The 25,875-nt window shown below is 69.2% G+C and carries 28 protein-coding genes; 17 read left to right on the top strand and 11 right to left on the bottom strand.

The genetic code is table 11. The features are described 5' to 3' along the window. Positions 1 to 61 precede the first annotated feature (61 nt). The 13 genes from glyA to ACFWY5_RS19925 all read left to right on the top strand — a co-directional run bounded on the left by glyA (position 62) and on the right by ACFWY5_RS19925 (position 10,947). Positions 62 to 1,318 carry a serine hydroxymethyltransferase gene (gene glyA, locus ACFWY5_RS19985; RefSeq protein WP_379633508.1) on the top strand — a complete coding sequence of 419 codons (1,257 nt, stop codon included), beginning with the start codon at positions 62 to 64 and terminating at the stop codon, positions 1,316 to 1,318. A 151-nt stretch (positions 1,319 to 1,469) separates the two neighbouring features. Continuing rightward, positions 1,470 to 2,639, top strand: coding sequence for an MraY family glycosyltransferase (locus ACFWY5_RS19980; RefSeq protein ID WP_379609099.1), 1,170 nt, complete (start codon positions 1,470 to 1,472; stop codon positions 2,637 to 2,639). A gap of 131 nt (positions 2,640 to 2,770) precedes the next feature. Further along, the gene (locus ACFWY5_RS19975) at positions 2,771 to 3,193 is read left to right on the top strand and encodes a hypothetical protein (RefSeq protein WP_184965958.1); all 423 of its coding nucleotides are present in this window, start codon (positions 2,771 to 2,773) and stop codon (positions 3,191 to 3,193) included. A gap of 64 nt (positions 3,194 to 3,257) precedes the next feature. Further along, positions 3,258 to 3,476 carry an AtpZ/AtpI family protein gene (locus tag ACFWY5_RS19970; RefSeq protein WP_379609100.1) on the top strand — a complete coding sequence of 73 codons (219 nt, stop codon included), beginning with the start codon at positions 3,258 to 3,260 and terminating at the stop codon, positions 3,474 to 3,476. 67 nt (positions 3,477 to 3,543) lie between these two features. Further along, entirely contained in the window at positions 3,544 to 4,344 is an 801-nt protein-coding gene (gene atpB, locus ACFWY5_RS19965) for a F0F1 ATP synthase subunit A (RefSeq protein ID WP_379609101.1), read from the top strand. A gap of 72 nt (positions 4,345 to 4,416) precedes the next feature. Further along, complete coding sequence (gene atpE, locus ACFWY5_RS19960) at positions 4,417 to 4,647, top strand: ATP synthase F0 subunit C (RefSeq protein WP_101784104.1); 231 nt, start codon at positions 4,417 to 4,419, stop codon at positions 4,645 to 4,647. A gap of 33 nt (positions 4,648 to 4,680) precedes the next feature. Continuing rightward, on the top strand, positions 4,681 to 5,226 hold the full coding sequence (locus ACFWY5_RS19955; RefSeq protein ID WP_379609102.1) for a F0F1 ATP synthase subunit B: 546 nt from the start codon (positions 4,681 to 4,683) through the stop codon (positions 5,224 to 5,226). Between the two features lie 37 nt (positions 5,227 to 5,263). Next, complete coding sequence (locus ACFWY5_RS19950) at positions 5,264 to 6,073, top strand: F0F1 ATP synthase subunit delta (RefSeq protein WP_379633506.1); 810 nt, start codon at positions 5,264 to 5,266, stop codon at positions 6,071 to 6,073. Between the two features lie 24 nt (positions 6,074 to 6,097). Then, positions 6,098 to 7,747 carry a F0F1 ATP synthase subunit alpha gene (gene atpA / locus ACFWY5_RS19945; RefSeq protein ID WP_379609104.1) on the top strand — a complete coding sequence of 550 codons (1,650 nt, stop codon included), beginning with the start codon at positions 6,098 to 6,100 and terminating at the stop codon, positions 7,745 to 7,747. Positions 7,748 to 7,750: 3 nt separating this feature from the next. Beyond that, a complete protein-coding gene (locus tag ACFWY5_RS19940; RefSeq protein ID WP_379633504.1) occupies positions 7,751 to 8,653 on the top strand; it encodes a F0F1 ATP synthase subunit gamma in 903 nt (300 codons plus the stop codon). 1 nt (position 8,654) lies between these two features. Continuing rightward, positions 8,655 to 10,088, top strand: coding sequence for a F0F1 ATP synthase subunit beta (atpD, locus tag ACFWY5_RS19935; RefSeq protein ID WP_379609106.1), 1,434 nt, complete (start codon positions 8,655 to 8,657; stop codon positions 10,086 to 10,088). Positions 10,089 to 10,154: 66 nt separating this feature from the next. Then, complete coding sequence (locus ACFWY5_RS19930; RefSeq protein ID WP_184965942.1) at positions 10,155 to 10,556, top strand: F0F1 ATP synthase subunit epsilon; 402 nt, start codon at positions 10,155 to 10,157, stop codon at positions 10,554 to 10,556. A gap of 16 nt (positions 10,557 to 10,572) precedes the next feature. Beyond that, complete coding sequence (locus ACFWY5_RS19925; protein WP_184965940.1) at positions 10,573 to 10,947, top strand: DUF2550 domain-containing protein; 375 nt, start codon at positions 10,573 to 10,575, stop codon at positions 10,945 to 10,947. Here the strand turns inward: ACFWY5_RS19925 and ACFWY5_RS19920 are convergent. Further along, a complete protein-coding gene (locus ACFWY5_RS19920; RefSeq protein ID WP_379609108.1) occupies positions 10,944 to 11,534 on the bottom strand; it encodes a cob(I)yrinic acid a,c-diamide adenosyltransferase in 591 nt (196 codons plus the stop codon). The two genes, ACFWY5_RS19925 and ACFWY5_RS19920, sit on opposite strands and share 4 nt — an antisense overlap. Before the next feature lie 12 nt (positions 11,535 to 11,546). Then, a complete protein-coding gene (locus ACFWY5_RS19915; RefSeq protein ID WP_379633502.1) occupies positions 11,547 to 13,394 on the bottom strand; it encodes a hypothetical protein in 1,848 nt (615 codons plus the stop codon). 206 nt (positions 13,395 to 13,600) lie between these two features. On the opposite strand from ACFWY5_RS19915, the gene ACFWY5_RS19910 reads away from it, so the two are divergent. The 4 genes from ACFWY5_RS19910 (at position 13,601) to ACFWY5_RS19895 (ending at position 17,147) form a co-directional block, all read left to right on the top strand. Further along, positions 13,601 to 14,476, top strand: a complete 876-nt coding sequence (locus ACFWY5_RS19910) for an ABC transporter ATP-binding protein (protein ID WP_379609110.1) — start codon at positions 13,601 to 13,603, stop codon at positions 14,474 to 14,476. Further along, on the top strand, positions 14,473 to 15,582 hold the full coding sequence (locus ACFWY5_RS19905; protein WP_379633500.1) for an ABC transporter permease: 1,110 nt from the start codon (positions 14,473 to 14,475) through the stop codon (positions 15,580 to 15,582). Before ACFWY5_RS19910 ends, ACFWY5_RS19905 begins: the two co-directional genes overlap by 4 nt. After that, on the top strand, positions 15,583 to 16,740 hold the full coding sequence (locus ACFWY5_RS19900) for a sensor histidine kinase (protein WP_379609112.1): 1,158 nt from the start codon (positions 15,583 to 15,585) through the stop codon (positions 16,738 to 16,740). It abuts the gene before it with no gap. Between the two features lie 89 nt (positions 16,741 to 16,829). Then, positions 16,830 to 17,147, top strand: coding sequence for an STAS domain-containing protein (locus tag ACFWY5_RS19895; RefSeq protein WP_379609113.1), 318 nt, complete (start codon positions 16,830 to 16,832; stop codon positions 17,145 to 17,147). A 34-nt stretch (positions 17,148 to 17,181) separates the two neighbouring features. Here the strand turns inward: ACFWY5_RS19895 and ACFWY5_RS19890 are convergent, their stop codons facing one another. From ACFWY5_RS19890 to ACFWY5_RS19850, 9 genes are all read right to left on the bottom strand, one after another. Then, on the bottom strand, positions 17,182 to 18,105 hold the full coding sequence (locus tag ACFWY5_RS19890; RefSeq protein WP_379633497.1) for a hypothetical protein: 924 nt from the start codon (positions 18,103 to 18,105) through the stop codon (positions 17,182 to 17,184). Positions 18,106 to 18,369: 264 nt separating this feature from the next. Next, complete coding sequence (locus ACFWY5_RS19885) at positions 18,370 to 18,912, bottom strand: TetR/AcrR family transcriptional regulator (protein WP_379609115.1); 543 nt, start codon at positions 18,910 to 18,912, stop codon at positions 18,370 to 18,372. A gap of 144 nt (positions 18,913 to 19,056) precedes the next feature. Continuing rightward, positions 19,057 to 20,529: an aldehyde dehydrogenase family protein gene (locus ACFWY5_RS19880; RefSeq protein ID WP_379633495.1), complete on the bottom strand. Its 1,473-nt coding sequence runs from the start codon at positions 20,527 to 20,529 to the stop codon at positions 19,057 to 19,059. A gap of 30 nt (positions 20,530 to 20,559) precedes the next feature. Next, entirely contained in the window at positions 20,560 to 21,177 is a 618-nt protein-coding gene (locus ACFWY5_RS19875) for a response regulator (protein ID WP_379609117.1), read from the bottom strand. Then, positions 21,174 to 22,358 carry a sensor histidine kinase gene (locus ACFWY5_RS19870; protein ID WP_379609118.1) on the bottom strand — a complete coding sequence of 395 codons (1,185 nt, stop codon included), beginning with the start codon at positions 22,356 to 22,358 and terminating at the stop codon, positions 21,174 to 21,176. The genes ACFWY5_RS19875 and ACFWY5_RS19870 overlap by 4 nt, the downstream gene beginning before the upstream one ends. Continuing rightward, the gene (locus ACFWY5_RS19865; RefSeq protein ID WP_379609119.1) at positions 22,316 to 23,098 is read right to left on the bottom strand and encodes an ABC transporter permease; all 783 of its coding nucleotides are present in this window, start codon (positions 23,096 to 23,098) and stop codon (positions 22,316 to 22,318) included. Before ACFWY5_RS19865 ends, ACFWY5_RS19870 begins: the two co-directional genes overlap by 43 nt. Continuing rightward, positions 23,095 to 23,916, bottom strand: a complete 822-nt coding sequence (locus tag ACFWY5_RS19860; protein ID WP_379633493.1) for an ABC transporter ATP-binding protein — start codon at positions 23,914 to 23,916, stop codon at positions 23,095 to 23,097. Before ACFWY5_RS19860 ends, ACFWY5_RS19865 begins: the two co-directional genes overlap by 4 nt. Before the next feature lie 67 nt (positions 23,917 to 23,983). Beyond that, the gene (locus ACFWY5_RS19855) at positions 23,984 to 24,550 is read right to left on the bottom strand and encodes a GNAT family N-acetyltransferase (RefSeq protein WP_379609121.1); all 567 of its coding nucleotides are present in this window, start codon (positions 24,548 to 24,550) and stop codon (positions 23,984 to 23,986) included. Between the two features lie 5 nt (positions 24,551 to 24,555). Further along, a complete protein-coding gene (locus ACFWY5_RS19850) occupies positions 24,556 to 25,854 on the bottom strand; it encodes a carotenoid oxygenase family protein (protein ID WP_379633491.1) in 1,299 nt (432 codons plus the stop codon). Positions 25,855 to 25,875: the final 21 nt, after the last annotated feature.

The raw sequence follows: 25,875 nt of genomic DNA, 5'->3' as shown, positions 1-25,875 counted from the left end.
TCCGGCGCGTGGTGCCAGGGGGACCTGCGTCGGGTGAGGGAAACGGGCGTACATTGAGAAAATGCCCTACTACGGGCCAGACTTCGGCCTGCTGCAGCAGCAGGATCCCGAGATCGCCCAGGTGTTGCTCGACGAGCTCGACCGGGTGCGCGGCGGGATCCAGTTGATCGCGAGCGAGAACTTCACCTCGCCCGCCGTGCTCGCCGCCCTGGGTTCGACCCTCACGAACAAGTACGCGGAGGGCTATCCGGGACGCCGCTACTACGGCGGCTGCGAGGTCGTGGACCGGGCGGAGCGGCTGGCGATCTCGCGGGCCAAGGAGTTGTTCGGGGCCGAGCACGCGAATGTCCAGCCGCACTCGGGGGCCTCGGCGAACCTGGCCGCGTACGCGGCGCTGCTGCAGCCGGGCGACACGATGCTGGCCATGGCGCTGCCGCACGGCGGTCATCTCACGCATGGTTCGAAGGTGAACTTCTCCGGAAAATGGTTCGACGTGATCGCGTACGGCGTGCGGCGCGACACCGAACTCATCGACTACGACGAAGTCAGGGCGCTGGCCCTGCGCCACCGGCCGAAGGTGATCGTCTGCGGCGCGACGGCCTATCCGCGCCTGGTCAACTTCTCGATCTTCCGCGACATCGCCGACGAGGTCGGGGCCTGGCTCCTGGCCGACGTGGCGCACACGATCGGGCTGATGGCGGGGGGTGTGATCCCGAGCGCGGTGCCGTACGCGGACGTGGTCACCTTCACCACGCACAAGGCGCTGCGCGGCCCGCGCGGCGGCGGCATCCTCTGCACGCGCGAGGTCGCGGCGCGGGTGGACCGGGCGGTCTTCCCGTTCGTGCAGGGCGGGCCGCTGATGCACGCCGTCGCGGCGAAGGCGGTGGCGTTCGGCGAGGCGCTGCGGCCGAAGTTCGCCGACTACGCCAGGCGGGTGGTCGACAACGCGAGGGCGCTGAGCGACACGCTCGCGGAGGAGGGCATGCGCCCGGTGTCCGGCGGCACCGACAGCCACCTGGCGCTGATCGACCTGCGGGGGCTGGGCGTCACCGGGGCGGAAGCGGAACGCCGGTGCGCGGCGGCCGCGATCACCCTGAACCGCAACGTGATCCCGTATGATCCCGAACCACCTGCCGTCACGTCAGGAGTCAGGGTCGGCACGCCTTGCGTCACCACGCAGGGCATGGGACCCGAGGAGCTGAAAGAAGTGGCAACACTCGTGGCGCAGGCGGTGAGATATCCGGACACTGTCGCTGAAGTGCGGAGACGGGTTTCGGAGCTGCTGGTCATACACCAGCCTTATCTCAGCGAATTATAAGCTGTTCTGTGTCGTTTTCCGGTCACAGTAGGCCGGAGGATCCGGGAAACTGGTGCCCGTGCGCGAATACCTCTTCATGGCGTTGGTCGCGGCAGCGGTGACGTTTCTTCTCGTGCCGCTGGTCCGTCGCTTTGCCATTCGCATCGGAGCGATGCCCGAGGTTCGCGAGCGCGACGTGCACACCACGCCGACCCCGCGCCTGGGCGGTCTCGCCATGTACTTCGGCCTGGTCGCGGGCCTGCTGGTGGCGGGCAACCTCAACCGCACCGGCTACGTCCTGTCGCAGGACCAGACCACACTGGCGCTGATCGTGGCGGGCGGCGTGATCACGCTGACCGGCTTCCTGGACGACTGGTGGGGGATGGACCCCTTCATCAAGCTGGGCGGCCAGATCGCGGCGGCGGGCGTCATGGTCTTCTTCGACATGCGCCTGACCTCGATCCCGCTGCCGGACAGCTGGGGCGGCGCGTACGTGCTCGACTACAACCTGAGCACGGTGCTGACGATCCTGATCGTGGTCGTGGCCATCAACGCGGTGAACTTCGTCGACGGGCTCGACGGCCTGGCGGCCGGCATCGTCGGCATCGCCGCGGCGGCCACCTGGATGTACTCCATCTTCCTCGACCAGGCCATCGAGCAGAACCGCATCAACACCACGGCCGCCATCACCGCGATCCTCATCGGCATGTGCCTCGGCTTCCTGCCGCACAACTTCCACCCGGCCAAGATCTTCATGGGCGACACCGGCGCGATGCTGCTGGGCCTGGTGCTGGCCGGCTCGCTCATCACGGTGACCCCGCTCGACCCGTTCTCCTTCGAGGGCATCAACAAGTTCGGCACGCTGGTGCCGCTGCTGCTGCCGGTGGCCGTGCTGGTCCTGCCGCTGACCGACCTGATCACCGCCGTGGTCAGACGCACGTCCCACGGCCTGTCCCCGTTCGCGCCCGACCGGGGTCACCTGCACCACCGGCTGCTCGACATCGGCCACTCGCAGCGCCGCACGGTCCTGATCATGTACGCGTGGACGGTCCTGTTCGCCTTCGGCCTGGTGACGATGTCGGTGTTCGGGGTGCCGATCCTGCTCTTCCCGATTGTGATTCTGCTCGCACTCGGCGTGCTGGTCATGATGGCGCTGCCCCGGTTCCGCGGCCGCGGCGGCGCGCACGCCGCCCCGCGTGGCGACTCCGGCGATGACGACGACGGCCCGCCGACCGGCCCGATGCCCGTCATCCAGCCGTTCGACGAGGTCACCCAGCAGGTACGCCGCCCGTCCCCCAACCAGGAGCGCAACACGGTCCAGGCGTTCCCCGGCGGTTCATGATCGCGAACTAGAAACGGCAGGTAAAAGCGGTCTTCCATGAGCTTGTGATATCTTTCACGAGCAAGGCCCCCCGGACGCACCGGCTCTGGGGGTAGCAAACGCTCGCTTGATAACTCGCTACGGGAGCACCGATGCAGGCCAACGACGTGCGCGTACTCAAAAGCGCCGCGCTGCCCACGCTGGTCGTGGGCGCCGTTGCCGCCATCGTGGCCTTCTTCCTCGCGGGGGGTAAGGGAGTCATCGGAGCCCTGGTCGGGCTCGCGCTGGTCGGTGTCTTCTTCAGCATCAGCGTGGTGGTCGTCTCCTACGCCGCCAGAATCTCCCCGCAGATGATGGCCGCCGCCGCCATGGTCAGCTACCTCGTCAAAGTCGTCGTCATCATGGTCATGCTCTCCACGTTCGGTGACACCACCGTGTGGAACCCGAGGGCCTTCGCCTGGAGCGTCGTGATCTGCACGATCGTGTGGACCGCGGCAGAAGTCAGGGCCTTCGTGAAGACGAAGATGCTGTACGTGGACCCCGACGCCAAAGTCCCGGGCCAGGGCGACTCATGAGCAAGGTAAAGGGGCGGGTCCGATATGACTAGTCCTCTGCTTGCCTGCTATCGTCGGGCGCGCGATGAGCGAAGAGAAGAAGCGCCGGCCCGAAGACGACGGCCAGGACTTCGCCAACGCCGCGTGGTCGATTCCCAGCTACCTTCTCTCCGGGATGGCGATCTACGGCGGTGCGGGCTGGTTGCTGGACCGCTGGTTCGGCACGTCCGCGCTCTTCCCCATAGGCATTGTCGTGGGGGTCGCTCTCGCCGTCTACCTGGTCTACCGGAAGTACGGTCGCTGACCCCACCTGGCGATCGCTTCGCTGAGGAAACCCTTGTGATCCACTACGACGTTGAAGGGGACGCCGCGTGAATGCGCTGACGGTCCTGGCCGCCGACACTCCTGGCGAGTTCGGGGCGCCGACGCCCGAGTCACTGTTCGACCTTGCCCCGATCATTCCCGGGGTCGCCTGGTTCACCAAGCCGGTTCTCCTCGCGATCCTCAGCTCGATCATCGTGATCGGCTTCTGCTGGGCGGCCTTCGCGAAGCCGAAGATCGTGCCCAGGGGCATCCAGAACGTCGCCGAGTACGGCTACATGTTCGTGCGCGACCAGGTCGCCCGGCCCTTCCTGGGCAAGGACGCCGACCGCTGGATGGGCCTGCTCCTGACCATGTTCTTCCTGGTGCTGGTCTGGAACCTGATGGGCGTCGTGCCCTTCGTCCAGTTCCCTGTCGCCTCCCACATCGCCTTCCCCGCGGTGCTCGCGATCACCATCTACATCCTCAAGGTGTATCTCGGCGTCAAGCACCAGGGCGCCATCGGCTACTTCAAGAACATGATGTTCCCCCCGGGACTTCCCAAGCCGATCTACTTCCTGCTGGCCCCGATCGAGTTTCTCTCGAACATGATCATCGCGCCTTTCACGCACGCGGTGCGACTGTTCGCCAACATGTTCGCCGGTCACATGCTGCTGGCCTTCTTCAGCATGGTGGGCTTCTGGTTCCTGTTCGAGAAGCTGACCCCGCTGGGCGCCCCGATCGGCGTGCTCGGTGTGGTGATGACCATCATCTTCACCGGCTTCGAGATGTTCATCCAGTTCCTGCAGGCATTCCTCTTCGCGATGCTGGCCTCGATGTACATCGGCGGCTCGCTGCACGCGGAGCACTGAGAACCACATACCGGAACAGTCCGTGACCGGTGAGACTCCGCTTCACCGGCCGTCCAGTAAAGGAAAACAGCAATGAGCGTTCTCGCTGAGGTCTCCGGCAACGTCACCGCCATCGGTTACGGTCTCGCCGCCATCGGCCCCGGCATCGGCGTCGGCATCATCTTCGGTCAGGGCGTGCAGGCCATTGCCCGCCAGCCGGAGGCGTACGGTCTGATCCGCCAGAACATGCTCCTCGGCTTCGTTCTCACCGAGGCCCTGGCTCTGATCGGTCTGGTCGCGCCGTTCATCTTCGCCAACCTGTAAAGACGTAGACCACCCTGACGAAAGGCTGCACCCATGACTAAGGCAGCTACGCTCCTCGCTGCGGAGGAGGGGTACAACCCCCTCCTGCCGCACACGTACGAGCTCGTCGTCGGTATCTTCGCGTTCGCCGTTGTCGCCTTCTTCCTCATCAAGGTGCTCGTCCCGCGTGTCCAGAAGACTCTGGCCGAGCGGACCGACGCCATCGAGGGCGGCATCAAGAGGGCTGAAGAGGCCCAGGCCGAGGCGCAGGCGCTGCAGCAGCAGTACCGCGACCAGCTGGCCGAGGCCCGGCATGAGGCGGCTCGTCTGCGCGAGGAAGCTCGTGAGCAGGCCGCGCAGATCAAGGCCGAGCTCCGCGAGGAGGCGCAGGCCGAGGCCCGTCGTCTCGTCGAGGCGGCGCACGCCCAGATCGAGGCCGACCGCCAGGCGGCGTTCGCCTCGCTCCGCAACGAGATCGGCCGCCTGTCGACCGACCTGGCCGGACGCATCGTCGGCGAGTCCCTCGAGGACGAGGTCCGGCAGCGCCGTACCGTCGACCGGTTCCTCGACGAGCTCGAGAACTCCGCGGCGGTGCGCTGATGCCGGAGCGAACCCGACGCACTGAGCGGAGCGACACATGAGGGGTCTGAGCAGGACCTCGCTGGCTGAGGTCGAGGAGCGCTTCAACGCCGCGGCCGGCAGCGCCGACCTCGGCGCGCTCTCCGACGAGCTGTTCGCGGTCACCGATCTGCTCGACCGCGAGCACGGTCTGCGCCGCGCCCTGTCCGACCCGGCCAGGCCCGCGGGGCAGAAGGCGGAGACCCTCCGCGGCCTGCTCCAGGGCAAGGTCGGCGACGCGACCCTCGGCACCGTCGAGGCCGCGGTCGCGGCCAGGTGGTCGCGGGCCGGGGACCTGACCGACGTGCTGGAGCGGCTCGGCGTGGTCGCCGCCGCCGCCGAGGCCGAGGGGCAGGGCAAGCTGGACGACGTGGAGGACGAGCTCTTCCGCTTCGGCCGCATCGTCGCCGCCAACCCCGAACTGCGCCTCGCTCTCACCGACGCGGCCGCGCCCGCCGAAGGCAAGCAGCAACTGCTGCGGGACCTGCTCGGCGGCAAGGTCGCACCGTCCACGCTGCGTCTGGTCACACAGCTGGCCGCGCACCCGCGAGGACGTAATCTGGAGGGTGGCCTCGAGGAGTACGGGCAGCTGGTCGCTCAGCAGCGTCAGCGCCTCGTCGCGGTGGTGCGCAGCGCCGTCGCGCTCAGTGAGGAGCAGAAGCAGCGCCTGACGGCGTGGCTGCGCGGCTCCTACGGCCGCGACGTGCACCTGAACGTCGAGGTGGATCCGCGTGTGCTCGGTGGATTCTCGGTCCGCATCGGCGACGAGATCATCGACACCACCATTGTGGGACGAATCGAAGAAGTCCGCCGCCGGCTGGCCGGCTAAGGCGAATAGGGAGACAGAGTAGAGATGGCGGAGCTTACGATCCGGCCGGACGAGATCCGGGACGCGCTTGAGCGCTTCGTCCAGGCGTACGAACCGGAAGGCGCCGCGCGCGAGGAGATCGGGACCGTCGTCGACTGTGGCGACGGCATCGCCCACGTCTCCGGCCTTCCCTCGGCGATGGCGAACGAACTGCTCGAGTTCGAGGACGGCACGCGCGGTCTGGCACTGAACCTCGACACCCGCGAGATCGGTGTCGTTATCCTGGGCGACTTCAGCAAGATCGAAGAAGGCCAGACGGTCCGCCGGACGGGCGAGGTCCTGTCCGTGCCCGTCGGCGACAACTTCCTCGGCCGCGTGGTCGACCCCCTGGGCAACCCGCTCGACGGCAAGGGCCACATCGAGTCCGAGGGCCTGCGCGCCCTTGAGCTCCAGGCGCCCAGTGTCGTCCAGCGCCAGCCGGTGAAGGAGTCCCTCGCCACCGGCATCAAGGCGATCGACGCCATGACCGCGATCGGCCGTGGCCAGCGTCAGCTGATCATCGGCGACCGTGGCACGGGCAAGACCGCGATCGCCGTGGACACCATCCTCAACCAGCGCGACAACTGGCTCTCGGGCGACCCGAAGAAGCAGGTGCGCTGCGTCTACGTCGCGGTCGGCCAGAAGGGCTCGACGATCGCGCAGGTCAGGGCTCGCCTGGAGGAGGCGGGCGCGCTGGAGTACACGACCATCGTGGCCGCTCCCGCGTCCGACGCCGCAGGCTACAAGTACCTCGCCCCCTACACCGGTTCGGCCATCGGCCAGCACTGGATGTACCAGGGCAAGCACGTCCTGATCGTCTTCGACGACCTGACCAAGCAGGCTGACGCCTACCGCGCGGTCTCCCTCCTGCTGCGCCGCCCGCCGGGCCGTGAGGCCTTCCCCGGCGACGTCTTCTACCTCCACTCCCGCCTGCTGGAGCGCTGCGCCAAGCTCTCCGACGACATGGGCGGCGGCTCGATGACCGGTCTGCCGATCATCGAGACCAAGGGCAACGACGTCTCGGCGTTCATCCCGACCAACGTCATCTCCATCACCGACGGCCAGGTCTTCCTCGAGACCGACCTGTTCAACGCCGGTGTCCGCCCTGCCATCAACGTCGGTATCTCCGTCTCCCGAGTCGGTGGTTCCGCGCAGGCCAAGGCGATGCGCAAGGTCGCCGGTACGCTCCGTCTGGCCCTGTCGCAGTACCGCGACCTGGAGGCGTTCGCCGCGTTCGCCTCCGACCTCGACGCCGCCTCCAAGGCTCAGCTCGAGCGTGGTCTGCGCCTGGTCGAGCTGCTCAAGCAGCCCCAGTACAGCCCGTTCTCGCTGGAGCGCGAGGTCGTGTCGGTGTGGGCCGGCACCACCGGTGAGCTCGACGAGGTCCCGGTCGAGGACATCCGCCGCTTCGAGTCGGAGTTCCTCGACTACATCCAGAGCGCGCACAAGGGCATCTTCGACAGCATCCGGGAGACCCGCGAGCTGTCGGACGACACCGTCACCGCGCTCAAGGACAGCGTGACGGAGTTCAAGAAGGGCTTCACCACCTCCTCGGGTGAGCTTCTGATCAAGGACGAGCCGGTCGCGCCGCTGGACGCGGACGAGGTCGGCCAGGAGAAGATCAAGAAGGTCGTCCGGCCGGCGGAGAAGAAGTAGGCCATGGGTGCCCAGCTAAGGCTGCTGCGGCGGCGGATCAAGTCGGTCACCTCGACCGCCAAGATCACGCGCGCCCAGGAGCTCATCGCCTCCTCACGGATCGTGCGGGCGCAGCAGCGGATGCACGCGGCGCTGCCGTACGAGCGTGAGATCACTCGCGCCGTCACGGGCGTCGTCAGCAACGCGGCGAGCGTCGACCATCCCCTGACGGTGGCGAAGGAGAACCCCGCCAAGGCGGGCGTCCTCATCGTCACCAGCGACAGCGGGTTCTGTGGCGGCTTCAACGCCAACGTCCTGCGCGAGGCCGAGGCCCTGCGCGGGCTGCTGGCGGGCCGCGGGCTCGAAGTCATCCCGTTCGTGACCGGCCGCAAGGGTGTCACCTGGCACTCCTTCCGCGCGCGTTCGATGGGCGGTCAGTGGGTCGGCTTCTCCAGGAAGCCCTCCTACGCCGACGCCAAGACCATCGCGGGCGAGCTGATCGACTCGTTCAAGGACGACAACGGGATCGACGAGATCCACATCGTCTCGACCGAGTTCGTCTCGATGCTCACCCAGAACGTGGTGGTCAAGCGCATCCTGCCGCTTGAGATCGAGGAGACCGAGGCCACGGCGACGGACACGATCCCGCCGTACTTCGAGTTCGAGCCCACCGCGGGCGACGTGCTGGAATCGTTGCTGCCGCGCTACGTCGAGTCCCGTATCTTCACCGCGCTGCTGCAGTCGGCGGCCTCCGAGGAGGCCGCGCGCCGGCGCGCGATGAAGTCCGCGACGGACAACGCCAACGAGCTGATGCGGGTTCTGACCCAGCAGATGAACCAGGCTCGCCAGGCCGAGATCACCCAGGAAATCAGCGAGATCGTCGGTGGCGCCAACGCGCTGGCCGACGCCGCAGCGGGGAAAGAGTGAAATGACTGCAGAGGCTGTTGAGACCACGACCGGCACGGGCCGTGTGGCTCGTGTCAACGGTCCCGTCGTCGACGTGGAGTTCCCCGTCGAGGCGATGCCCGACATCTACAACGCGCTGAACGTCGAGGTCACGCTCGGCGGCGAGACGAAGAAGCTGACCCTGGAGGTCGCCCAGCACCTGGGTGACAACCTGGTCCGCGCCATCTCCATGCAGCCCACCGACGGCCTGGTGCGCGGCTCCGCCGTCACCGACTCCGGCGAGCCGATCTCGGTGCCCGTCGGCGACGTCGTCAAGGGTCACGTGTGGAACGCGCTCGGCGAGTCCCTCGACGTGCCGACCTCCTCCCTGAAGGTCACCGAGAAGTGGGGCATCCACCGCCCCAGCCCGGCGTTCGACCAGCTTGAGTCGCGTACCGAGATGCTGGTCACCGGCATCAAGGTCATCGACCTGCTGACCCCGTACGTGCAGGGCGGCAAGATCGGTCTGTTCGGTGGCGCCGGTGTCGGCAAGACCGTTCTGATCCAGGAGATGATCCGCCGAGTCGCGCGTAACTTCGGTGGTACGTCCTGCTTCGCGGGCGTCGGCGAGCGTACCCGTGAGGGCAACGACCTCTGGCTGGAGATGGAGGAGGCGGACGTCCTCAAGGACACCGCGCTCGTCTTCGGCCAGATGGACGAGCCCCCGGGCACCCGTCTGCGCGTGGCCCTGTCGGCGCTGACGATGGCGGAGTACTTCCGCGACGTGCAGAAGCAGGACGTGCTTCTGTTCATCGACAACATCTTCCGCTTCACGCAGGCCGGTTCCGAGGTCTCCACCCTGCTCGGCCGCATGCCGTCCGCCGTGGGTTACCAGCCCACGCTGGCCGACGAGATGGGTGTGCTCCAGGAGCGCATCACCTCGACGCGTGGTCACTCGATCACCTCCATGCAGGCGATCTACGTGCCCGCGGACGACATCACCGACCCGGCTCCGCACAACGCGTTCGCGCACCTCGACGCGCAGACCGTTCTGTCGCGGCCGATCTCGGAGAAGGGCATCTACCCCGCGGTGGACCCGCTCGACTCCAGCTCCCGCATCCTCGACCCGCAGATCGTCGGCGCCGAGCACTACGCGGTGGCCCAGGAGACGAAGCGCATCCTGCAGAAGTACAAGGAGCTGCAGGACATCATCGCGATCCTCGGTATCGACGAGCTGTCCGAAGAGGACAAGGTCACGGTCAACCGGGCCCGCCGCATCGAGCGTTTCCTGTCGCACCCGATGTACGCCGCCGAGGCGTTCACCGGTCAGCCGGGTGAGAACGTGCCGCTGGACGAGACCATCGCCTCCTTCAAGGGGCTGTGCGCCGGTGAGTACGACCACCTGCCCGAGCAGGCGTTCTTCATGGTCGGCGGCATCGAGCAGGCCGTGGCGAAGGCCAAGGAACTCGAGCGCTGATCGCCCGACGATGCCGGTGTCAGCAAGCGCTGATACCGGCATCTTGAGACCGGAAGGGAACCTAACGTGGCCAAGCTACGCGTAGGGGTTGTCTCGCCAGAGCGTGAGATCTGGTCGGGCGAGGCCGACATGGTGATTGCCAAGACCGTGGACGGCGAGATCGGTATTATGCCGCAACACGCACCCGTTCTCGGCGTCCTCGTCGAGGGCGGCGTGCTGCGCGTGAAGCGGGAGGGCGAGGGCGATCTGGTCGCCGCGGTCCACGGGGGTTTCATCTCCGTGGCCGACGACGAGGTCTCCGTGCTCGCCGAGGTGGCCGAGCTCGGTTCCGAGGTCGACGTCGCGGCTGCGCGCGACGCTCTTGAGCGGGCTCAGGCCTCGATCGAGAGCAACCAGGAGGATGCCGACGCGGCAGTCGAGGCCAAGCGTGCGCGGGCTCGGCTGAAGGCGGCCGGCGAGGACGTCTGATCATTTGGGGGCGGCGATGGCGGCAGCGCTGACGGTATTGATCGGTGTGCTGCTGTTCGCCGCCCTGATCGTGTTGCGCGGGCTGGTGCTCGCGCGCACGCGCGGGAGTGTGCCCTGCCGGCTGCGGCAGGGGTCCGGCTCCTGGCGCAGCGGGGTAGCCCGCTACGCCGACGGGGAGCTCCACTGGATCCCGCTCATCGGAGTGCGACTGAGGCCGCGCCACGCGATCGCGAGGCGCGGCCTCGTCGTTTCCGACCGCCGCCCGCTCGACGACGACCTGTACGCCATCGACTGCGGCCCGGTGTCGCTGGCGATGAGCGCGGACGCCCTGACGGGCTTCCTGGCGTGGCTGGAGTCGGCTCCGCCCAGCGCCTACCTCGACGTCGCCTAGCGGGTGCCGCCCGGCTTCCAGAGGATCTCGGAGCCGTCGTGGGCGATCCTGCACAGGATGAACAGCAGGTCCGACAGCCGGTTCAGGTACTTGGCGGTCAGCGGGTTGATGTCGTCGTGCGTCTCCAGGGCGGCCCAGGCCGTGCGTTCGGCCCTGCGGACCGTCACGCGGGCCACGTGGAGCTGGGCGGTGGCGGGGTCGCCGCCGGGCAGGATGAAGCTGCGCAGCGGTTTGAGCTGGGCGTTGAAGGCGTCGCACCGCTCCTCCAGCCACTCGACGTAGGACGCCTCGACCCGCAGCGGCGGGAACTCCGGTTCGGCCACCACCGGCGTCGCCAGGTCGGCGCCCAGGTCGAAGAGCTCGTTCTGGACACGGCCCAGCACCTGCGCGATCTCCGGCGCCAGCGTGCCGAACGACAGGGCCAGGCCGATCGCCGCGTTGGCCTCCTCCGCGTCGGCGTAGGCGGCCAGGCGGGGGTCGGTCTTGGGGGCGCGGCTCATGTCGGCGAGCGCGGTCGTCCCGTCGTCCCCGGTGCGGGTGTAGATCTTGGAGAGGACGACGGGTTTGTCCTTGTCTGCTCGGGTCATGGACCCAGGATCTCACTCTTCATGGGTACTGCGGAGCCACAGCGTGAGCGCCCAGTCCTGGTCGTTGGCGAGCGGGTCGGGCCGGTGCGCTGGCAGCCCCTCCACACAGCTCGGCATCACGAACGCGCAGGTGGCCGAGGCGTCGGCGGTGTAGTTGACGAGGTTGGCGCGGAAGATGGCCTCGGCCCTCTCCTTCTCGCCCACCTGGGACAGGGCCACCGCGGTCAGCACGCTCCAGTAGTGCGGGAAGACGTCGCCGTAGAGCCGGTCGCGGCCGAACCAGAAGCCGTCCCAGTGCCGGATGCCGATGTCGCGCAGCCGTACGTGGGGCTGGGGGCCGCCGAAGGCGCGTAGCCAGCGCAGCGCCCGCTCCAGCGCCTCGGGGTGGTCGCCGTCGGCGGCCAGCAGGGACACCAGCGGCGCCACCATCGACTGCTCGTAGTTGACCTCGTGGCTGGGCAGGGCGTGGCCGAGGCGGGCGAAGTGGGCGGCGTGCTTGGCCAGGGAGTCGCGCAGTCCTGCGGCCCGTGCGGGCTGGTCGTTCTCGTCGAGCTGACCGGCCACCTGGAGGATCACCTCGGGGAAGCCGAGCAGCAGGTGGTCGATGGCGCCCAGGGTGTAGGCGCGTTCGACGATGCGGGCGGCCAGGTCGAGGTCGGCGGCCTCGCCGTACAGTTTGAACTGGTCGGCGAAGAAGTGGGCCAGCCAGGGGAAGTTGTACAGGCGCGGCTCGCGCTCGGGGAAGTGGCTGCCGCGGCGGACGGTGCCGTCCTCCTCCACCAGCCAGGCGCGGGCGAAGGCCGACCAGCCGTGCAGCGCCTCGTCGATCGCCGCCGCGTCGCCCCAGCCGCGCAGCCTGGCCTGTTGGAGCAGCGTGGGCATGGCCAGCCGCTCGGCGCCGTCGGTCCAGTCGCCCCAGCCGTTGGTGGGCTGGGTGAGGCCGGTGGCGTTGTCGTAGGGGACGAAGGCGTGGCGTTCCGGCGCGTCGAGGTGCAGGGGCCGGTGGTCGGCCAGGACGCGGGCGACCCGCCGCTCGACCAGCTCGCGCCGTGGCAGGTGGAACAACACCGCGGTACGGCTGCCGCCCGGCAGCTCGACGTGCAGCGCCCCGTGCTCGTGCGAGGTGATCTCCCGATCGCCCACGCGCAGCGTCCGCCCCGTCTCGGCGACCAGCCGGTCGATGGCCACCGGCGGGCGGGTCGCGGCCAGGAACGCCTCGACGGTGTCGTGGAAGCCCGTCTCCAGCCGCAGCACGTACGCCCGGCCGGGCTCCAGCACGATCTCGGGCTGCCCGCCGAACGCCTGGGGGTTCCTGGCGTGGTCGGTGACGTGGAGCAGGATGTGGCCGCGGACGTTGGAGCCGGAGCCGATGTTCCTGGACTCGACCGAGTAGGCCCACAGCGCGCCCTCGCGCACGATCGTGCCCAGAACCGGGCCCTCGCCGCTCATCGGCTGGGCCAGCACCCAGGACCAGGCGCCGCCGGTCCAGACGTGGGCGTGGCAGGCGCGGGTGAGCGCGTCCTCGGCGTCGTCGTAGACGTCCCTGATCGGCAGGGAGACGGCCAGCGAGCCGAGCGTGAGCGGGGAGTCGCCGGTGTTGAGCCAGGTGTAGGTCTCGGTGAGGGCGGTCTCGCCGGTGGTTCTGGCGATCGTCAGCGTGAGGCCGGGGACGGGCTCGTGGGTGCCGGAGGCGGCGTTCCAGCGGCCCGAGCCCCGCGAGGTGATCGCGAAGCCGCTGCCCCATCGGTGGGCTGGCGTGTGCCAGCGGTCGGCGCCCTCTTGCAGGAGGAAGGGGTGGCCGGGCAGGTCGGGGTGGGTGAACCGGAGCGGGGAGCCGTCCGGGTGGAAACTGGCGGTCATGTGGCTGGCCTCGGCAGGGGTTGGTCGGTGTCGTTCTGGCGCGTCCAACTGCGGAGACTGCCACAGCCGGGGGGCTCCCGACAAAGGGCGTCCACATGGCGGCGCACCGGGATGACAAATGTCATCCGAAGCGCACGCACCTTGCATTTCCAGCCAGTGATTTCCACGACTACCTGGATGAACCGCCCAGCCAGCACCATGGACGCATGCTGGAGATAAGGGATCTGCGCAAGCGGTACGCGGAGAAGGTCGCCCTGGACGGGGTGGCCTTCGCCGTACGGCCCGGCGAGATGTTCGGGTTCGTCGGCGCCAACGGCGCCGGGAAGACGACCACCATGCGGATCGTCATGGGGGTGCTCAGGCCCGACGCCGGCGAGGTCGTCTGGCAGGGCCGTCCGCTCGGCGCCGCCGACCGGCGGAACTTCGGGTACATGCCCGAGGAACGCGGGCTCTACCAGAAGATGCGGGTCGGCGAGCAGGTCGAGTACTTCGGCCGCCTGCACGGGCTGAGCCAGCCGAAGGCCCGCCAGGCCACCGACGAGCTGCTGGAGCGGCTCTCGCTCACCGAGCGGCGCGCGGACGCCGTCGAGGCGCTCTCCCTGGGCAACCAGCAGCGCGTGCAGCTGGCCGTGGCCCTGGTGCACGACCCCGAGGTGCTCGTGCTCGACGAGCCGTTCTCCGGCCTGGACCCGATCGCGGTCGACGCGCTGGCCGGAGTGCTGCAGGAGCGGTGCAGGGGCGGCGTGCCGGTGATCTTCTCCAGCCACCAGCTTGAGCTGGTGGAGCGGCTGTGCGACGCGGTCGGCATCGTCTCCGCCGGGCGCATGGTGGCCAGCGGCACCGTCGAGGAGCTGCGCGCGGCCGAGAGCAGCACGCTGCGCGTCGTCGTGCGCGACGCCCAGCCCGGCTGGGCCGACGGCCTGCCGGGGCGGCTCACGGTCACCGGCGACCGGAACGTGCTGCTCATCGAGTCCGGCGAGGACCAGGAGATCCTGCACCGCGCCATCAAGGCCGGACACGTCGAGCACTTCGGGGTCGAGCACCCCACCCTCACCGAGATCTTCAAGGAGGCCGTGGCATGAACTCCCTGCTCCTGGTGGCGCGTCGGGAGATCTCGACACAGCTGCGCACCAAGGCCTTCATCATCGGCCTGATCGTCACCGTGGTCATCATGGCCGGCCTCGCCTTCGCCCCCAAGCTCATGGGCGGCCCCGACTCCTACACGCTGGGCACGGTCAACTCCCAGCAGCTACCGCTCAAGGCGGCGGCCCCCGACATCGAGTTCGAGTGGCGCAAGTACGCCGACGCCGGGGCCGCCAAGAAGGCGCTGCTCGACGGCGACGTCGAGGCGGTGCTCGTGGACGGCACGAAGGTGCTGACCGACGGTGAGATCGAGACCGAGCTCGGCATCCTGCTCCAGAGCGTCAACCGCGAGGCGCGGCTCGGCGCGGCCGGGGTGAACATCCCGCCGCTGGCCATGGAGTCGGTGGGCGCCGACACCCGCTACCAGGCCGCCCGCGCGGGCATCGCGACCGTGCTGGTCATCGTGTTGTTCATGCTGGTCATCGGGCAGGCCATGATGGTGGCCATGGGCGTGGTCGAGGAGAAGGGCAGCAGGATCGTGGAGATCCTGTTCGCCTCGTTGCGGCCCTGGCAGCTGCTCGGCGGCAAGATCGTCGGCCTGGGTGTGATCGGCGTCATCAACCTGGCCGTGACACTGGCCGCGGGTCTCGTGGCCGCGTTCGCCTCGGGTCTGGCCATGGACTTCCCGCCCGGGATGCCGATGATCGTGACCTGGGTGCTGGTGTGGTTCATCCTGGGGTACGCCTTCTACGCCACGCTGGCCGCCTCCCTGGCCTCCCTGGTCTCCCGGCAGGAGGAGGTCGGCAACACGCTGACCCCGATGACCATGCTCATCATGGTCACCTACCTCGTGGGCTTCTTCGCCGCCAACCAGCCGACCGGCACGCTGGCGCAGATCGTCTCGATCATCCCGCCCTTCTCCTCGATCGTCATGCCGGTGCGCCTGGCCGCCGCCGAGGTGCCCCTGTGGGAGGTCTCCCTGGCGGCCGTGCTGATGGTGGGCGCGGTGCTCGGCATGCTGTCCGTCGGCGCCAAGGTCTACGAGCGGGCGGTGCTGCGTACCGGGGCCAAGGTCAAGCTCGGCGACGTGCTGCGCGCGAAGTAGATGGATGAGCTGACGCGGGCCCGCCGCATGACCCGCCTGGTGCTGAACTCGACACTCGGCGCCATGTGGCTGGTCATCCTGCTCAACTCCGTCGCCACGCTGGCTACCGGGCGGGCGGATCTGTGGCAGGTCGGGCCCGCGCTGCTCATGGCGGTCGCCTTCAGCTGGCTCTATTTGCGCGTCAGCGACGCCGTCTTCGAGCGTCGCTACCCGGTCAGGGACGTCGTGGCCGCCGGCGTCCTGGCCTTCGCCGCCTGCGCGATCAGCGGCGCCGACGTGGCCGGCTGGGGCTTCGTCCCGATGGCGTGGCTGTCGGTGGCGGTGGTGGGGGTCCGGCGGCGGACCATGTTCCTGCTGATGCTCGGCAGTTGGCTGGCCGTCACCGCGCTGGCGGCCTTCTGGACGGTGGCCGGGCGGGCGGTCTTCGTGTCCGAGGACACCCCGGTGGCGGCCGGGATCACGGTGGCCGCCGTCACCTACCTGCTCATCTGCATGATGGCCCCGCTGTCCAACCGGTTGTGGGTGTGGATCTGGCTGCTCGCCGCGAGGGCGCACGAGGCCAAGGAGGCCCAGTCGCAGCTCGCGGTCGCCGAGGAGCGGTTGCGCTTCGCCCGCGACCTGCACGACCTCGTCGGGCATCAGCTCTCCGCGCTCGCGGTCAAGTCGGAGCTGGCCGTACGGCTGGCCGACGCCGACGTGGAAGCGGCCAAGGCGGAGATGACCGAGGTCCGCGACCTGACCAGGAAGGCGCTGCGCGAGCTGCGTGAGGCGGTGCGCGGCTACCGGGAGCTGGATCTGCCCGCGGAACTGCTGAGCGTCAAGAGCGTGCTGGAGGCGGCCGGCGTGCGGTGCGAGCTGAACCTGCCCTACCGGGAGGTGCCGACGGAGGTGGCCCGGGTCTTCGCGTACGTGGTGCGCGAGGCGGTGACCAACGTGCTCAAGCACTCCACGGCCGGATTCTGCGCCATCACCCTGCGCTTCACCGGCGACGACGCGACGCTGGAGGTCCGCAACGACGGCGTGGCCCGCAGGCGCGCCCTCGACCTCGGCAGCGGGCTGAGCGGCCTGAACGAGCGGCTGGCCGCCGTGGGCGGGAAGCTGACGGCGTTGCCGAATGGTGATGGGGAATTCACGCTGAAAGCGGTAGTGCCTCGCTAAGCGGGTAGTTCTTTGTTACTAGTGCCGTTGTGGCAGGGTAAAGCGACGTTGCGTGACGATCATCGCGGAGCGTGGGTTGAGGAGGTGGCATGCGCGTCCGGGGTAAGCCTGGGGCCCAGGTGGTGCGGATCGGCTCCCGGCTGGACGCCGGGACCTCGGCGGGGCTGCGCCAGCGGCTGCACGACGCGGTGGACTCGGGCACGGGCGATCTCGTCCTGGATCTCTCCAAGCTGGAGATGATCGACGCCACCGGCCTCGGGGTGCTCGTGGGCACGCATCGGCGCGCGCTCGCCGCGGAACGCCGCCTGGTCCTGCGCCGGGTGCCGCCCCGGATCATGCGGGTGCTCGCGGTGACCCGGCTGAACAGGGTCCTGCACGTGGAGGTGCCCGCCGCCGCGGTGGCCTGACGGGTTCTACGTCTCGGCTTCTACGTTTCGGTTTCTACGTCTGGGCCCGGAGCCGGGCCAGCGTCGCGGGGGTCTGGGCGTCCAGCCAGCCGGCAAGCTGCTCGAAGGAGACGCATCTGACGGCGTTACGCGTGCAGACCTCCTCCATGAGCGTGATCAGCGCCCGCATGTAGATGCCGCCGTTCCACGTCTCGAAGTGGTTGCCGATGAAGACCGGGGCGCGATCCCCGCGGAATGAGCGCCGCACCGCGCCGACGTAGGCCTCGGTGGTCTGGCGCTGCCAGCGCCGCCAGTTGTGCCGTTCGCCGCTGCGGGCGCCGCTGTGCACGGTGAAGAAGTTGTAGTCCATGCCGAGCACGCGCGTCGTGCTGCCGGGCAGCGGGATGCTGGGCAGCGGGAACTGCCACAGCCCCGAGCGCCTGCGCGGCCAGCGGACCTCGCCGGTGCCTGAGGCGTCGTAGCGCCAGCCGTACTTCTTGAAGGCGGTGAACATCGCCTCGCGGTCGCCCTGCAGGCAGGGCGTGCGGCCGCCGGACACCGCCTCGCGGATGCGGAAGGGCAGCTCGGGCAGGTCGGTGCGGCCGGAGTTGCGCCGCCAGTTCTCGACGAGGCCGTAGAACTGGTCGATCTCGCTGCGCCAGTCGGCGGCCGACCACGAGGAGACGCCGGTCGGGCCGCAGAAGTGGCCGTTGAAGTGTGTGCCGATCTCGTGGCCCGAGTTCCAGGCGGCGGTGAGCTCGGCCGCCTGGCCGGCGATCCTGGAGGGGCGCTGGAAGCCGATGTCGGAGCTGCCGCGCGGGCGTCCGGGCGGCCGGTACAGCTCGCGCCGGTCGGCGGGCAGCAGGTAGACGCCCGACAGGAAGAACGTCAGCTTGGCCTGGTGGCGCTCGGCGGCCCTGCGGAAGACCGGGAACCAGTCCTGGCCGTCCACTCCCGCCCCGTCGAAGGAGATCACCACGAACTGGGGCGGGCGTTCTCCCCGGCGCAGGCGGCAGCTGTTCTCCGCGCACCACGAACTCCGCCCTCCGGGGGAGGGCGACTTTCGTGTACTTGTTTCGCTGGGCCGAGGGCTGACGGGTGCGGACAAACCGAGCCTGCCGGGCAATGGTTGTGCCGTGACGTTGCCGCACGCCGCCGTTCCCAAAGCTACGCAGATGCCGATTAGCGGCGTGATTATCCCCCGGCGCACTCCGCCATGGAATCACGGTCTGTCATCAAATGCTCACGACGCACCGAGTGCCCGTCCACAGATGTGAACAGCGACTTGGACCAGCTCTTCGAGTTCCTTCGGCTCCTCGGCGAGGATCCATTCGATGAGAAGTTCTTGCAGCGCTCCAATCACGCCGAGCGCCAGCAGATGCCGATCGATCTTCGCCGCCTGCGGGAATTCGGCGGAGGCCTCCTCCACGAGCCTGGCGAAGGAGGCCACGGCGCGCTGCCGGGATGCCGCCAGCACATCTCCCGACCTGCGCACCTCCAGGTGCATGATGCGGGCACGGCGCCAGTCGGCCGTGGCGAATTCCATATAGGCGCGCACTCCCGCGCCGATTCTCCCGTCGAGCGTCTGAGGCGCATCCTGCAACGCTTTGGCGACGACGGCGAGGCTTTCCTCGACGCAGCGTTCGTGGAGCGCCTGAAGGAGTTCCTCGCGCCCGCCGAAACATTCGTAGAACGCCCGGTTGGAGATCCGCGCCTCAGAACACAGCCTTTCGATCGTTGTAGCCGAGAAGCCCGGCTTAGCGTAGAGCGTGTACGCAGCTGTCATCAGCCGCTCGCGTCTGTCTGCCAGCCTTTGCTCAGCCGACATTCCCCGGTAAGACCGGTTCACATTCCACCCGTCCAACATGATCGTGGCCCCCAGAGCACATAATTATGGACGGATGATCTGTATTCGGAAAGAGCGCGCAGATCACCTCTTACGTCGTCCGTGCAAGAACGTGACAAGCCTGATCAGCCGCTCAAGCTCGTCGGCGCCCCGGGAGAAGGACGTAAGGTTCATCCCGGGCATCGCGAAGCGCTGCCGTGAGATGGCTTTGGGCCTGGCGAACTCGCGCAGTCCGTCGGCGCCGTGGATGCGGCCGAACCCCGAGTCACCGACCCCACCGAAGGGTAGCGCGGGAACGCCCGCGAAGGAGATGACTGAGTTGATCGCGGTCATTCCGCTGCGCATCAGCCTGGCCAGTTCCATGGCCCGCCGGGTGTTCTTCGAGAAGATCGTTCCGGCCAGCCCGTACGCCGAGGCGTTGGCGAGCTCCAGCGCCTCCCGCGCGTCACGGGTGCGGCGCACGGTGATGGTCGGGCCGAAGGTCTCCTCGCGCACGGCGGGGGAGTCCTCGGGCACGTCCTCGACGATGACGGGGTCTACGAACGGCGCGCGGACCGACTCCAGGCCACCAGTCACGACTTTTCCGGACTTGGTGGCTTCGTCGATGTGCCGGCGGATGATGTCCATCTGACCCGGCATGGTGATCGGACCGTAGTCCTTGCCCGCCTTGACCGTGCTCGCCCGCTCGGCCAGCTCCCGCATGAACGGCTCGTACACCGCGTCCACCACGTAGACCCGCTCCACGCCCACGCAGGTCTGGCCGGCGTTGGACAGCGCGCCCCAGAGGCACGCGTCGGCCGCCGCCTTCAGGTCGGCGTCGGCGTCCACGATGAAGGCGTCCTTGCCGCCGCACTCGGCCACGATCGGCGTGAGGTTCTGCGCGCAGGCCGCCATGACCCGCTTGGCGGTGGCGGTCGAGCCGGTGAAGGCGATCTTCTTGACCCTCGGGTCGCCCGCCAGGGCCGCGCCGGTCTCGCCCAGGCCGGTCACCGTCTGCAGGACCGGGTGCTCGGGTACCGACTCGGCGAACAGTTCGGCCAGCCGTACCCCGACGCCGGGGGTGAGTTCACTGGGTTTGAAGACGACCGCGTTGCCGGCCGCGAGCGCGTACGCGATCGAGCCCATCGGCGTGAAGACCGGGTAGTTCCACGGGCCGATCACGCCGACGACGCCCAGCGGCAGGTACTCCAGCGTGGCGGCCAGGTTCAGGCCGACCATGCCGGGGGAGACCCGGCGGCGGCCGAGCACCTTGGCCGCGTTGCGCGCCGCCCAGTCGATGTGGGTGATCGCCAGCACGATCTCCAGCGTGGCGTCGCCCACCGGCTTGCCGGTCTCCTCGTGGACGAGCGTGGCCAGCTGCCTGAGGTTCTGCGTGATGACGGCCTTGTAGTCGAGCAGCCGGCGGCGCCGTTCGGCCGCGCCCAGGCCCGCCCACCAGGCGGCCGCCTCCTCCGCGCGGCCGACGGCGGCGTGGACCGCCTCCTGGCCCTGCTTGGGATGGCTGCCCACGACCGTGCCGGTCGCGGGGTTCAGGGAGTCGAACGTCAGCGTCGTCATGGCCGCCACGATAAGCCGGTAAATCAACGCTTACAACAGACCGCGCTCCATGGCCGTCGTGACCGCCGCCGTACGGTCGGAGACGCCGAGCTTGCCGAAGATCCGCAGCAGGTGCGTCTTCACCGTGGTCTCGCTGATGAACAACCGGCGGCCCACCTCGGCGTTGGTCAGCCCGCGCGCCACCAGCGCCAGCACCTCCGCCTCACGCGGCGTCAGCGCCTGCTGCACCGGGCCGCGCATCCGCGTCACCAGCTTGGTCGCCACCGACGGCGACAGCACAGTCTCGCCCCTGGCCGCCGCGTAAACGGCCGCCACCAGGTCCTCGGCGCTGGTGTCCTTCAGCAGGTAGCCCGCCGCGCCGGCCTCGACCGCGCGCACGATGTCCTGGTCACTCTCGTACGTCGTCAGCACGATCACCCGGACCCCCGGGCGGTCCGCCAGGATGCGGCCGGTCGCGCTCACGCCGTCGCCGCCGGGCATGCGCAGGTCCATGAGCACCACGTCGGGGGCCATCTCACGGGCCCGCACGACCGCCTCGTCGCCGGAGGAGGCGGCGCCGACCACGTCGAGGCCGGGGTCGCCGTCCAGCATGCCGCGCAGGCCCTCCCTGACCACCGGATGGTCGTCCACGATCAGGAGCTTGATCACGCCGGCACCTCCACGGTCAGCGTCGTCCCCGCGCCCGGCGTGCTGGTGAGCGTCAGCGTGCCGCCCGCCTGCTCGACCCTGCCGCGCATGGTACGCAGGCCGAAGCCGACGCTCTCCTCCCGGAATCCTCTTCCGTCGTCGGCCACGCTCAGGCGTACCTGCCGCTCGCCGTACTCCAGAGCCACGCGCACGTCCCGCGCGGCGGCGTGCTTGCGCACGTTGGCCAGCCCTTCCTGCAGCGCGCGGATGAGCACCACGTCGGTGCGGGTGGCCAGCGGCCGCGCCGCGCCGCACGCCTCGAAGCGCGCGCCGATCCCGATCTCGTCGCCCATCCGCTCGGTGATCCGCCGTAACGCCTCGACGAGCGAGGCGTCGTCGAGCGGCGCGGGCGCGAGCGCCGACAGGAACGCGCGCGCCTCGGCCAGGTTCTCCTGCGCCGTCCGTACGGCCAGCGCCAGATGCCGGGCCGGATCCGGCTGCCGCTGCGCCGCCCGCACGAGCATGATGATGCTGGTGAACCCCTGGGCCAGCGTGTCGTGGATCTCCCCGGCCAGCCGCTCGCGCTCGGCCTGCGCCCCGCGCTCGGCCGAGAGCCTGGCCACCTCGGCCCTGCTCGCCTCAAGTTCCTCGATCAGCGCCGCTCGCTCCTTGCTCTGCTTGGTGATCCGCTCGATCCACAGCCCCATGGTCCAGGAGAAGAACACAACGACCGTCATGACCACGATCAGGTTGAAGGCCGAGCCCAGCGGATCCTCCCGGTCGGCCACCGTGATCGCCGGGCCCGTCCACAACACGATGCTGGCGATCGTCGCCTCTTTGGCGGGCAGCGCCAGGTAGCACATGGAGCAGAGCCCGAACAGCGAGAACGAGATCGCGGGGATCGTCAGCGCGGCCGGGGTGAACAGCACGACCAGCAGCGCCACGTAGAGCACGCTCCTGCGCCGGTCCTCCGCGAGGATGCCCGGCCGGCCGACGAACACGTAGAGCGGGATCGTGGCCAGCAGGCAGCCGGCCACGATCGCCTTCTCCCTGACCGAGAAGTCGCCGGCCAGCGCGAACACCACCGGGATCAGCGTGGTGACGACGAGCAGCAACTCCCAGCCGCGCAGGCTCTCCCAGACGTTGGGGCCCGCGGAGCTCAGCCGTCGCGGCGGCTCTTCCACCGGAACGTCATCAGGCACAGCGCCAGGCCTCCGACCGTCCACGCGCCCAGCACCAGGGCGACCTTGCCCAATTCATACGACCTGGCCAGCTCCAGCGCCACCCCGCCGTCGCCGATGAACACCGAGCGGAATCCCTGGGCCACCCACCGCAGCGGGAAGACCGAGGCGACGTCGATGAGCCACGGCGGCAGCTCGGTGAAGGGGATGTAGATCCCGGAGATGAACTGCAGCACCACGAACGGAAGCGTGATCACCGCCGCCGCGGACTTGGCCGAGCTGGGCAGGCTGCTGGCCGCGATCCCCAGCAGGCCGCCGGCCGCCAGCCCCAGGACCAGCACCCAGGAGAAGGTCAGCCAGCCGACCAGGTCGGCGGGCAGCTCCAGGTCGTACAGGAACACCGCCACGGCCAGCAGCAGCGCCACCTCGATGGCCGCGATGACCAGGACGCTCAGCACCTTCCCGGCGAAGTACGAGCTCTTCGGCATCGGCGTGCCCGCCAGCCGCTTGAGCCCGCCCTCCTCACGCTCGACCGCGATGCTGATGGCGAGGTTCTGGAAGCTGACGCTGAAAATGCCCGCGCTGATCAGTGCGGCCGCGTAGAGCTGCGAGACCGTGACGTGCGTTCCTTCCAAGGTCCCGGCGAAGATCGCGCTGAACAGCACCAGCAGCACGATCGGGAAGGCGAAGGTGAAGACGACCTGGTCGCGGGCGCGGAAGAAGATCTTGAGCTCGAAGGCGGCTCTCGACAGCGCGATCATGACTCCTCCAGCAGGCGGAGGTAGACGTCCTCCAGAGTGGGCCGGGTGACGCGCAGTTCGGGGATCTCGCCGTCGTAGCGGCTCATGAGCTCGGCGACCGTTTTGGTCGGCGTCGCCGTGCGCTTCTCGCCGTCTGCCCACGTGACCGTGGCCTCGTCGCTCGCGCGCCCGCCGAGGGTACGCGGCGCGCCCTCGGCCACGATCCGCCCGCCCGCGATCACCGCCACCCGGTCGGCCAGTTCCTCGGCCTCGTCGAGGTAGTGCGTGGTGAGCAGGATCGTGGTGTCCTCCAGGTTCCTGATCAGCTCCCAGAAGCGGCGGCGGGCCTCCGGGTCGAAGCCGGTGGTCGGCTCGTCCAGGAAGAGCAGCTCCGGGTTGCCGATCAGGCCCAGTGCCACGTCGAGGCGGCGGCGCTGGCCGCCGGAGAGCTTGGCCACGCGCGCCTTCGCCTTCTCGGCCAGCCCCACCCGGTCGATGACCTCGTCGGGGTTGGCCGGGTCCGGATAGAAGCGGGCGAAGTGGGTGACGACCTCGCGTACCGAGACCTCGGCCACGTCGCCCGCCGTCTGGGGGACGATGCCCACACGGGCCCGCCAGGCGCGGGTCGGCCGGTGCGGGTCGGCGCCCAGCACGCTGACCTCGCCGCCGTCGCGCTTCCTGAGCCCTTCGAGGACTTCTATCGTGGTCGACTTGCCCGCGCCGTTGGGGCCGAGAAGGGCGAAGGTCTCGCCCCGGTGGATGTCCAGATCGATGCCGCGGACCGCCTCCAACGCGCCGTAGCGCTTGGCGAGTCCGCGGACGTGCACTGCGGTCTCCATGGAGTCAAGGGTCCGGATATGGCCGGACCCGCGACACCTTCGGGTGATCGACCCCGTTGTCCTCCGTTCAGAGGACGGCCGGGCGCAGCATCCCCCACACCACCGGGCCGTCGGGCAGCTTGATCTCCCCGGTCACCGAGAAGCCGAACCGCTCGTAGATCGGGATGTTCGCCTCCTTGCTGCTCTCCAGGTAGACCGGCAGTCCCGCGCACCGGGCCAGCCCGGAACGCAGCAGCGCCCCGCCCACGCCGGTGCCCTGGACCGCCGGGTCGGTACCGATCTGGGCGAGATACCAGTGCGGCTCCTTCGGGCGGTGCTCGGCGAACGCCTCCTCCAGTCGCATGCCGTACACCACCCGGTCGCCCATCACCTCCAGCAGCACGGGCCCGCCCGCCTCCAGGTCGGGCGTGAAGCCGGGCGGGTCCCAGATCGCCGCCCCGGTCACCGCGCCGCTCCCGTCGCGGGCCACCTCCACCACGTCGTGCATGTAGCGGGCGGTCGCCACGAACATCCCGGGCCGGTCCGCGGCCCGCGGCATCATCCACTCCATCACCGGGTCGTCGGCGAACGCCCGTCCGAGCATCTCGCCGATCTCCTCCATGCCGCTCGTCTTGTCCGCGGTCACGATCTCCATGAAGCTCAGTCCTCCAGCCAGGATCCGTGGAAGCCGGCGGGGACCCGTCGCGGCAGCCGTACCGACGCTACCTCCGAAAGATCGCGCGCGTCGGCCACGAGCAGGCGCGAGGCCTCGCCCGAGGTGACGATCGACAGCAGCCAGCCCTCGTCCTCGGCCCGCGCGTCCTCGGCCGGCACAAACACGGCCTCCCCGGTGGCGCCGCCCGTCGCCAGGGCGGAGGCGCCGCCGCTCTGGTGGTCGTACTTGATGATCTGGTCGTCGCCGACCGTGTAGAGGTAGCGGCTGCCGAGCCCGAGCCGGTCCTCGTTCAGCGTGGGGAACTCGACGTTGCGGTCGTCCAGCGGTTCCTCCGACACCTTGCCCGTGGCCGGGTCGAGCGTCCAGCTGTACAGGGACGCGCTGATCGTGCCCGCGGCGTGGCGGGCGGCGTCGGCCTGGCCGGCGATGTGCTCCCACAGCTTGACGAAGACGTCGGCGGTGTAGCGGGCGGCGGTGAGCACCACGCGGCCCTCGGAGTCCTCCCAGGCGTTGCCGACATGGAACGCGTAGCACAGGTCCACGTCGAACCACCGCGTCAGCCCGCCCGCCCGCGGCGTCAGCCCGATCCGCGCGCCGTACCCCTCGTCGAAGGCGTAGGGCATGCCCATGCCGCGGTCCAGATTGAAGGTGACCGGAAGGTCCAGCCAGACCAGGTAGTTCTCGGTGATCGCGAAGTCGTGCATCATCGTCGAGCCCGGAACCTCGATCTCCTTCGTCTCCACCAGCTCACCCCCCGCCGACAGCCGGTGGTAGGTCAGGAAGGGCGGGAAGAACCCGTAACCGAAGAAGTGCAGCTCGCCGGTGATCGGGTCCTGCTTGGGGTGCGCGGTCATCGCCGTCGCCAGCTTCCCCTGGAAGTCGACCGGCCCGACCGTGTCGAGCTCGGGCGTCATCTCGTACGGCAGGCCGACCTCGATCAGCGCGAAGATGCGGCCGTCGTGCCCGATCACGTGGGTGTTGGCCTGGGTGGCGGTCAGATCGACACCCTTGTCGCTGACCAGATCGGTCCCGTCGGTGAACGTCGTGGTCCGCACCCACCGATTCCGGTACCACTCGGCCCGGCCGTCGCGCAGGCGGATGCCGTGGATCATCCCGTGCCCGGCGAACCAGTGACCGGGGTCCTCGCCGGGCCGCGGGTTGGGGCCGTTGCGGAAGTAGCGCCCGGTGAGCTCGGGTGGCAACGCGCCCTCCACCGGAAGGTCGTAGGCGTCGATCTCATCGGGAACGGGAGCCAGATAGCCGGTCAGGTAGGCCTTTTCCATGCCGATACTCCAATCTTGATA

It is taken from the genome of Nonomuraea sp. NPDC059007, assembly GCF_042740555.1.
Taxonomy (GTDB): domain Bacteria; phylum Actinomycetota; class Actinomycetes; order Streptosporangiales; family Streptosporangiaceae; genus Nonomuraea.
The sequence above is the reverse complement of the archived record's forward strand: the minus strand, read 5'-3'. Positions and strand labels throughout refer to the sequence as shown.

Excerpts from the sequence above, each read along its gene's own strand:
- ACFWY5_RS19980 (WP_379609099.1), top strand. The coding sequence starts at position 1,470 with ATGCCCGAGGTTCGCGAGCGCGACGTGCACACCACGCCGACCCCGCGC.
- ACFWY5_RS19885 (WP_379609115.1), bottom strand. The coding sequence starts at position 18,912 with ATGACAGCTGCGTACACGCTCTACGCTAAGCCGGGCTTCTCGGCTACA.
- ACFWY5_RS19900 (WP_379609112.1), top strand. The coding sequence starts at position 15,583 with ATGGATGAGCTGACGCGGGCCCGCCGCATGACCCGCCTGGTGCTGAAC.
- ACFWY5_RS19975 (WP_184965958.1), top strand. The coding sequence starts at position 2,771 with ATGCAGGCCAACGACGTGCGCGTACTCAAAAGCGCCGCGCTGCCCACG.
- ACFWY5_RS19865 (WP_379609119.1), bottom strand. The coding sequence starts at position 23,098 with ATGATCGCGCTGTCGAGAGCCGCCTTCGAGCTCAAGATCTTCTTCCGC.
- ACFWY5_RS19880 (WP_379633495.1), bottom strand. The coding sequence starts at position 20,529 with ATGACGACGCTGACGTTCGACTCCCTGAACCCCGCGACCGGCACGGTC.
- glyA (WP_379633508.1), top strand. The coding sequence starts at position 62 with ATGCCCTACTACGGGCCAGACTTCGGCCTGCTGCAGCAGCAGGATCCC.
- ACFWY5_RS19915 (WP_379633502.1), bottom strand. The coding sequence starts at position 13,394 with ATGACCGCCAGTTTCCACCCGGACGGCTCCCCGCTCCGGTTCACCCAC.
- atpE (WP_101784104.1), top strand. The coding sequence starts at position 4,417 with ATGAGCGTTCTCGCTGAGGTCTCCGGCAACGTCACCGCCATCGGTTAC.
- ACFWY5_RS19855 (WP_379609121.1), bottom strand. The coding sequence starts at position 24,550 with ATGGAGATCGTGACCGCGGACAAGACGAGCGGCATGGAGGAGATCGGC.
- ACFWY5_RS19910 (WP_379609110.1), top strand. The coding sequence starts at position 13,601 with ATGCTGGAGATAAGGGATCTGCGCAAGCGGTACGCGGAGAAGGTCGCC.
- ACFWY5_RS19920 (WP_379609108.1), bottom strand. The coding sequence starts at position 11,534 with ATGACCCGAGCAGACAAGGACAAACCCGTCGTCCTCTCCAAGATCTAC.
- ACFWY5_RS19860 (WP_379633493.1), bottom strand. The coding sequence starts at position 23,916 with ATGGAGACCGCAGTGCACGTCCGCGGACTCGCCAAGCGCTACGGCGCG.
- ACFWY5_RS19955 (WP_379609102.1), top strand. The coding sequence starts at position 4,681 with ATGACTAAGGCAGCTACGCTCCTCGCTGCGGAGGAGGGGTACAACCCC.
- ACFWY5_RS19950 (WP_379633506.1), top strand. The coding sequence starts at position 5,264 with ATGAGGGGTCTGAGCAGGACCTCGCTGGCTGAGGTCGAGGAGCGCTTC.
- ACFWY5_RS19940 (WP_379633504.1), top strand. The coding sequence starts at position 7,751 with ATGGGTGCCCAGCTAAGGCTGCTGCGGCGGCGGATCAAGTCGGTCACC.
- ACFWY5_RS19850 (WP_379633491.1), bottom strand. The coding sequence starts at position 25,854 with ATGGAAAAGGCCTACCTGACCGGCTATCTGGCTCCCGTTCCCGATGAG.
- ACFWY5_RS19970 (WP_379609100.1), top strand. The coding sequence starts at position 3,258 with ATGAGCGAAGAGAAGAAGCGCCGGCCCGAAGACGACGGCCAGGACTTC.
- ACFWY5_RS19905 (WP_379633500.1), top strand. The coding sequence starts at position 14,473 with ATGAACTCCCTGCTCCTGGTGGCGCGTCGGGAGATCTCGACACAGCTG.
- atpD (WP_379609106.1), top strand. The coding sequence starts at position 8,655 with ATGACTGCAGAGGCTGTTGAGACCACGACCGGCACGGGCCGTGTGGCT.
- atpA (WP_379609104.1), top strand. The coding sequence starts at position 6,098 with ATGGCGGAGCTTACGATCCGGCCGGACGAGATCCGGGACGCGCTTGAG.
- ACFWY5_RS19895 (WP_379609113.1), top strand. The coding sequence starts at position 16,830 with ATGCGCGTCCGGGGTAAGCCTGGGGCCCAGGTGGTGCGGATCGGCTCC.
- ACFWY5_RS19925 (WP_184965940.1), top strand. The coding sequence starts at position 10,573 with ATGGCGGCAGCGCTGACGGTATTGATCGGTGTGCTGCTGTTCGCCGCC.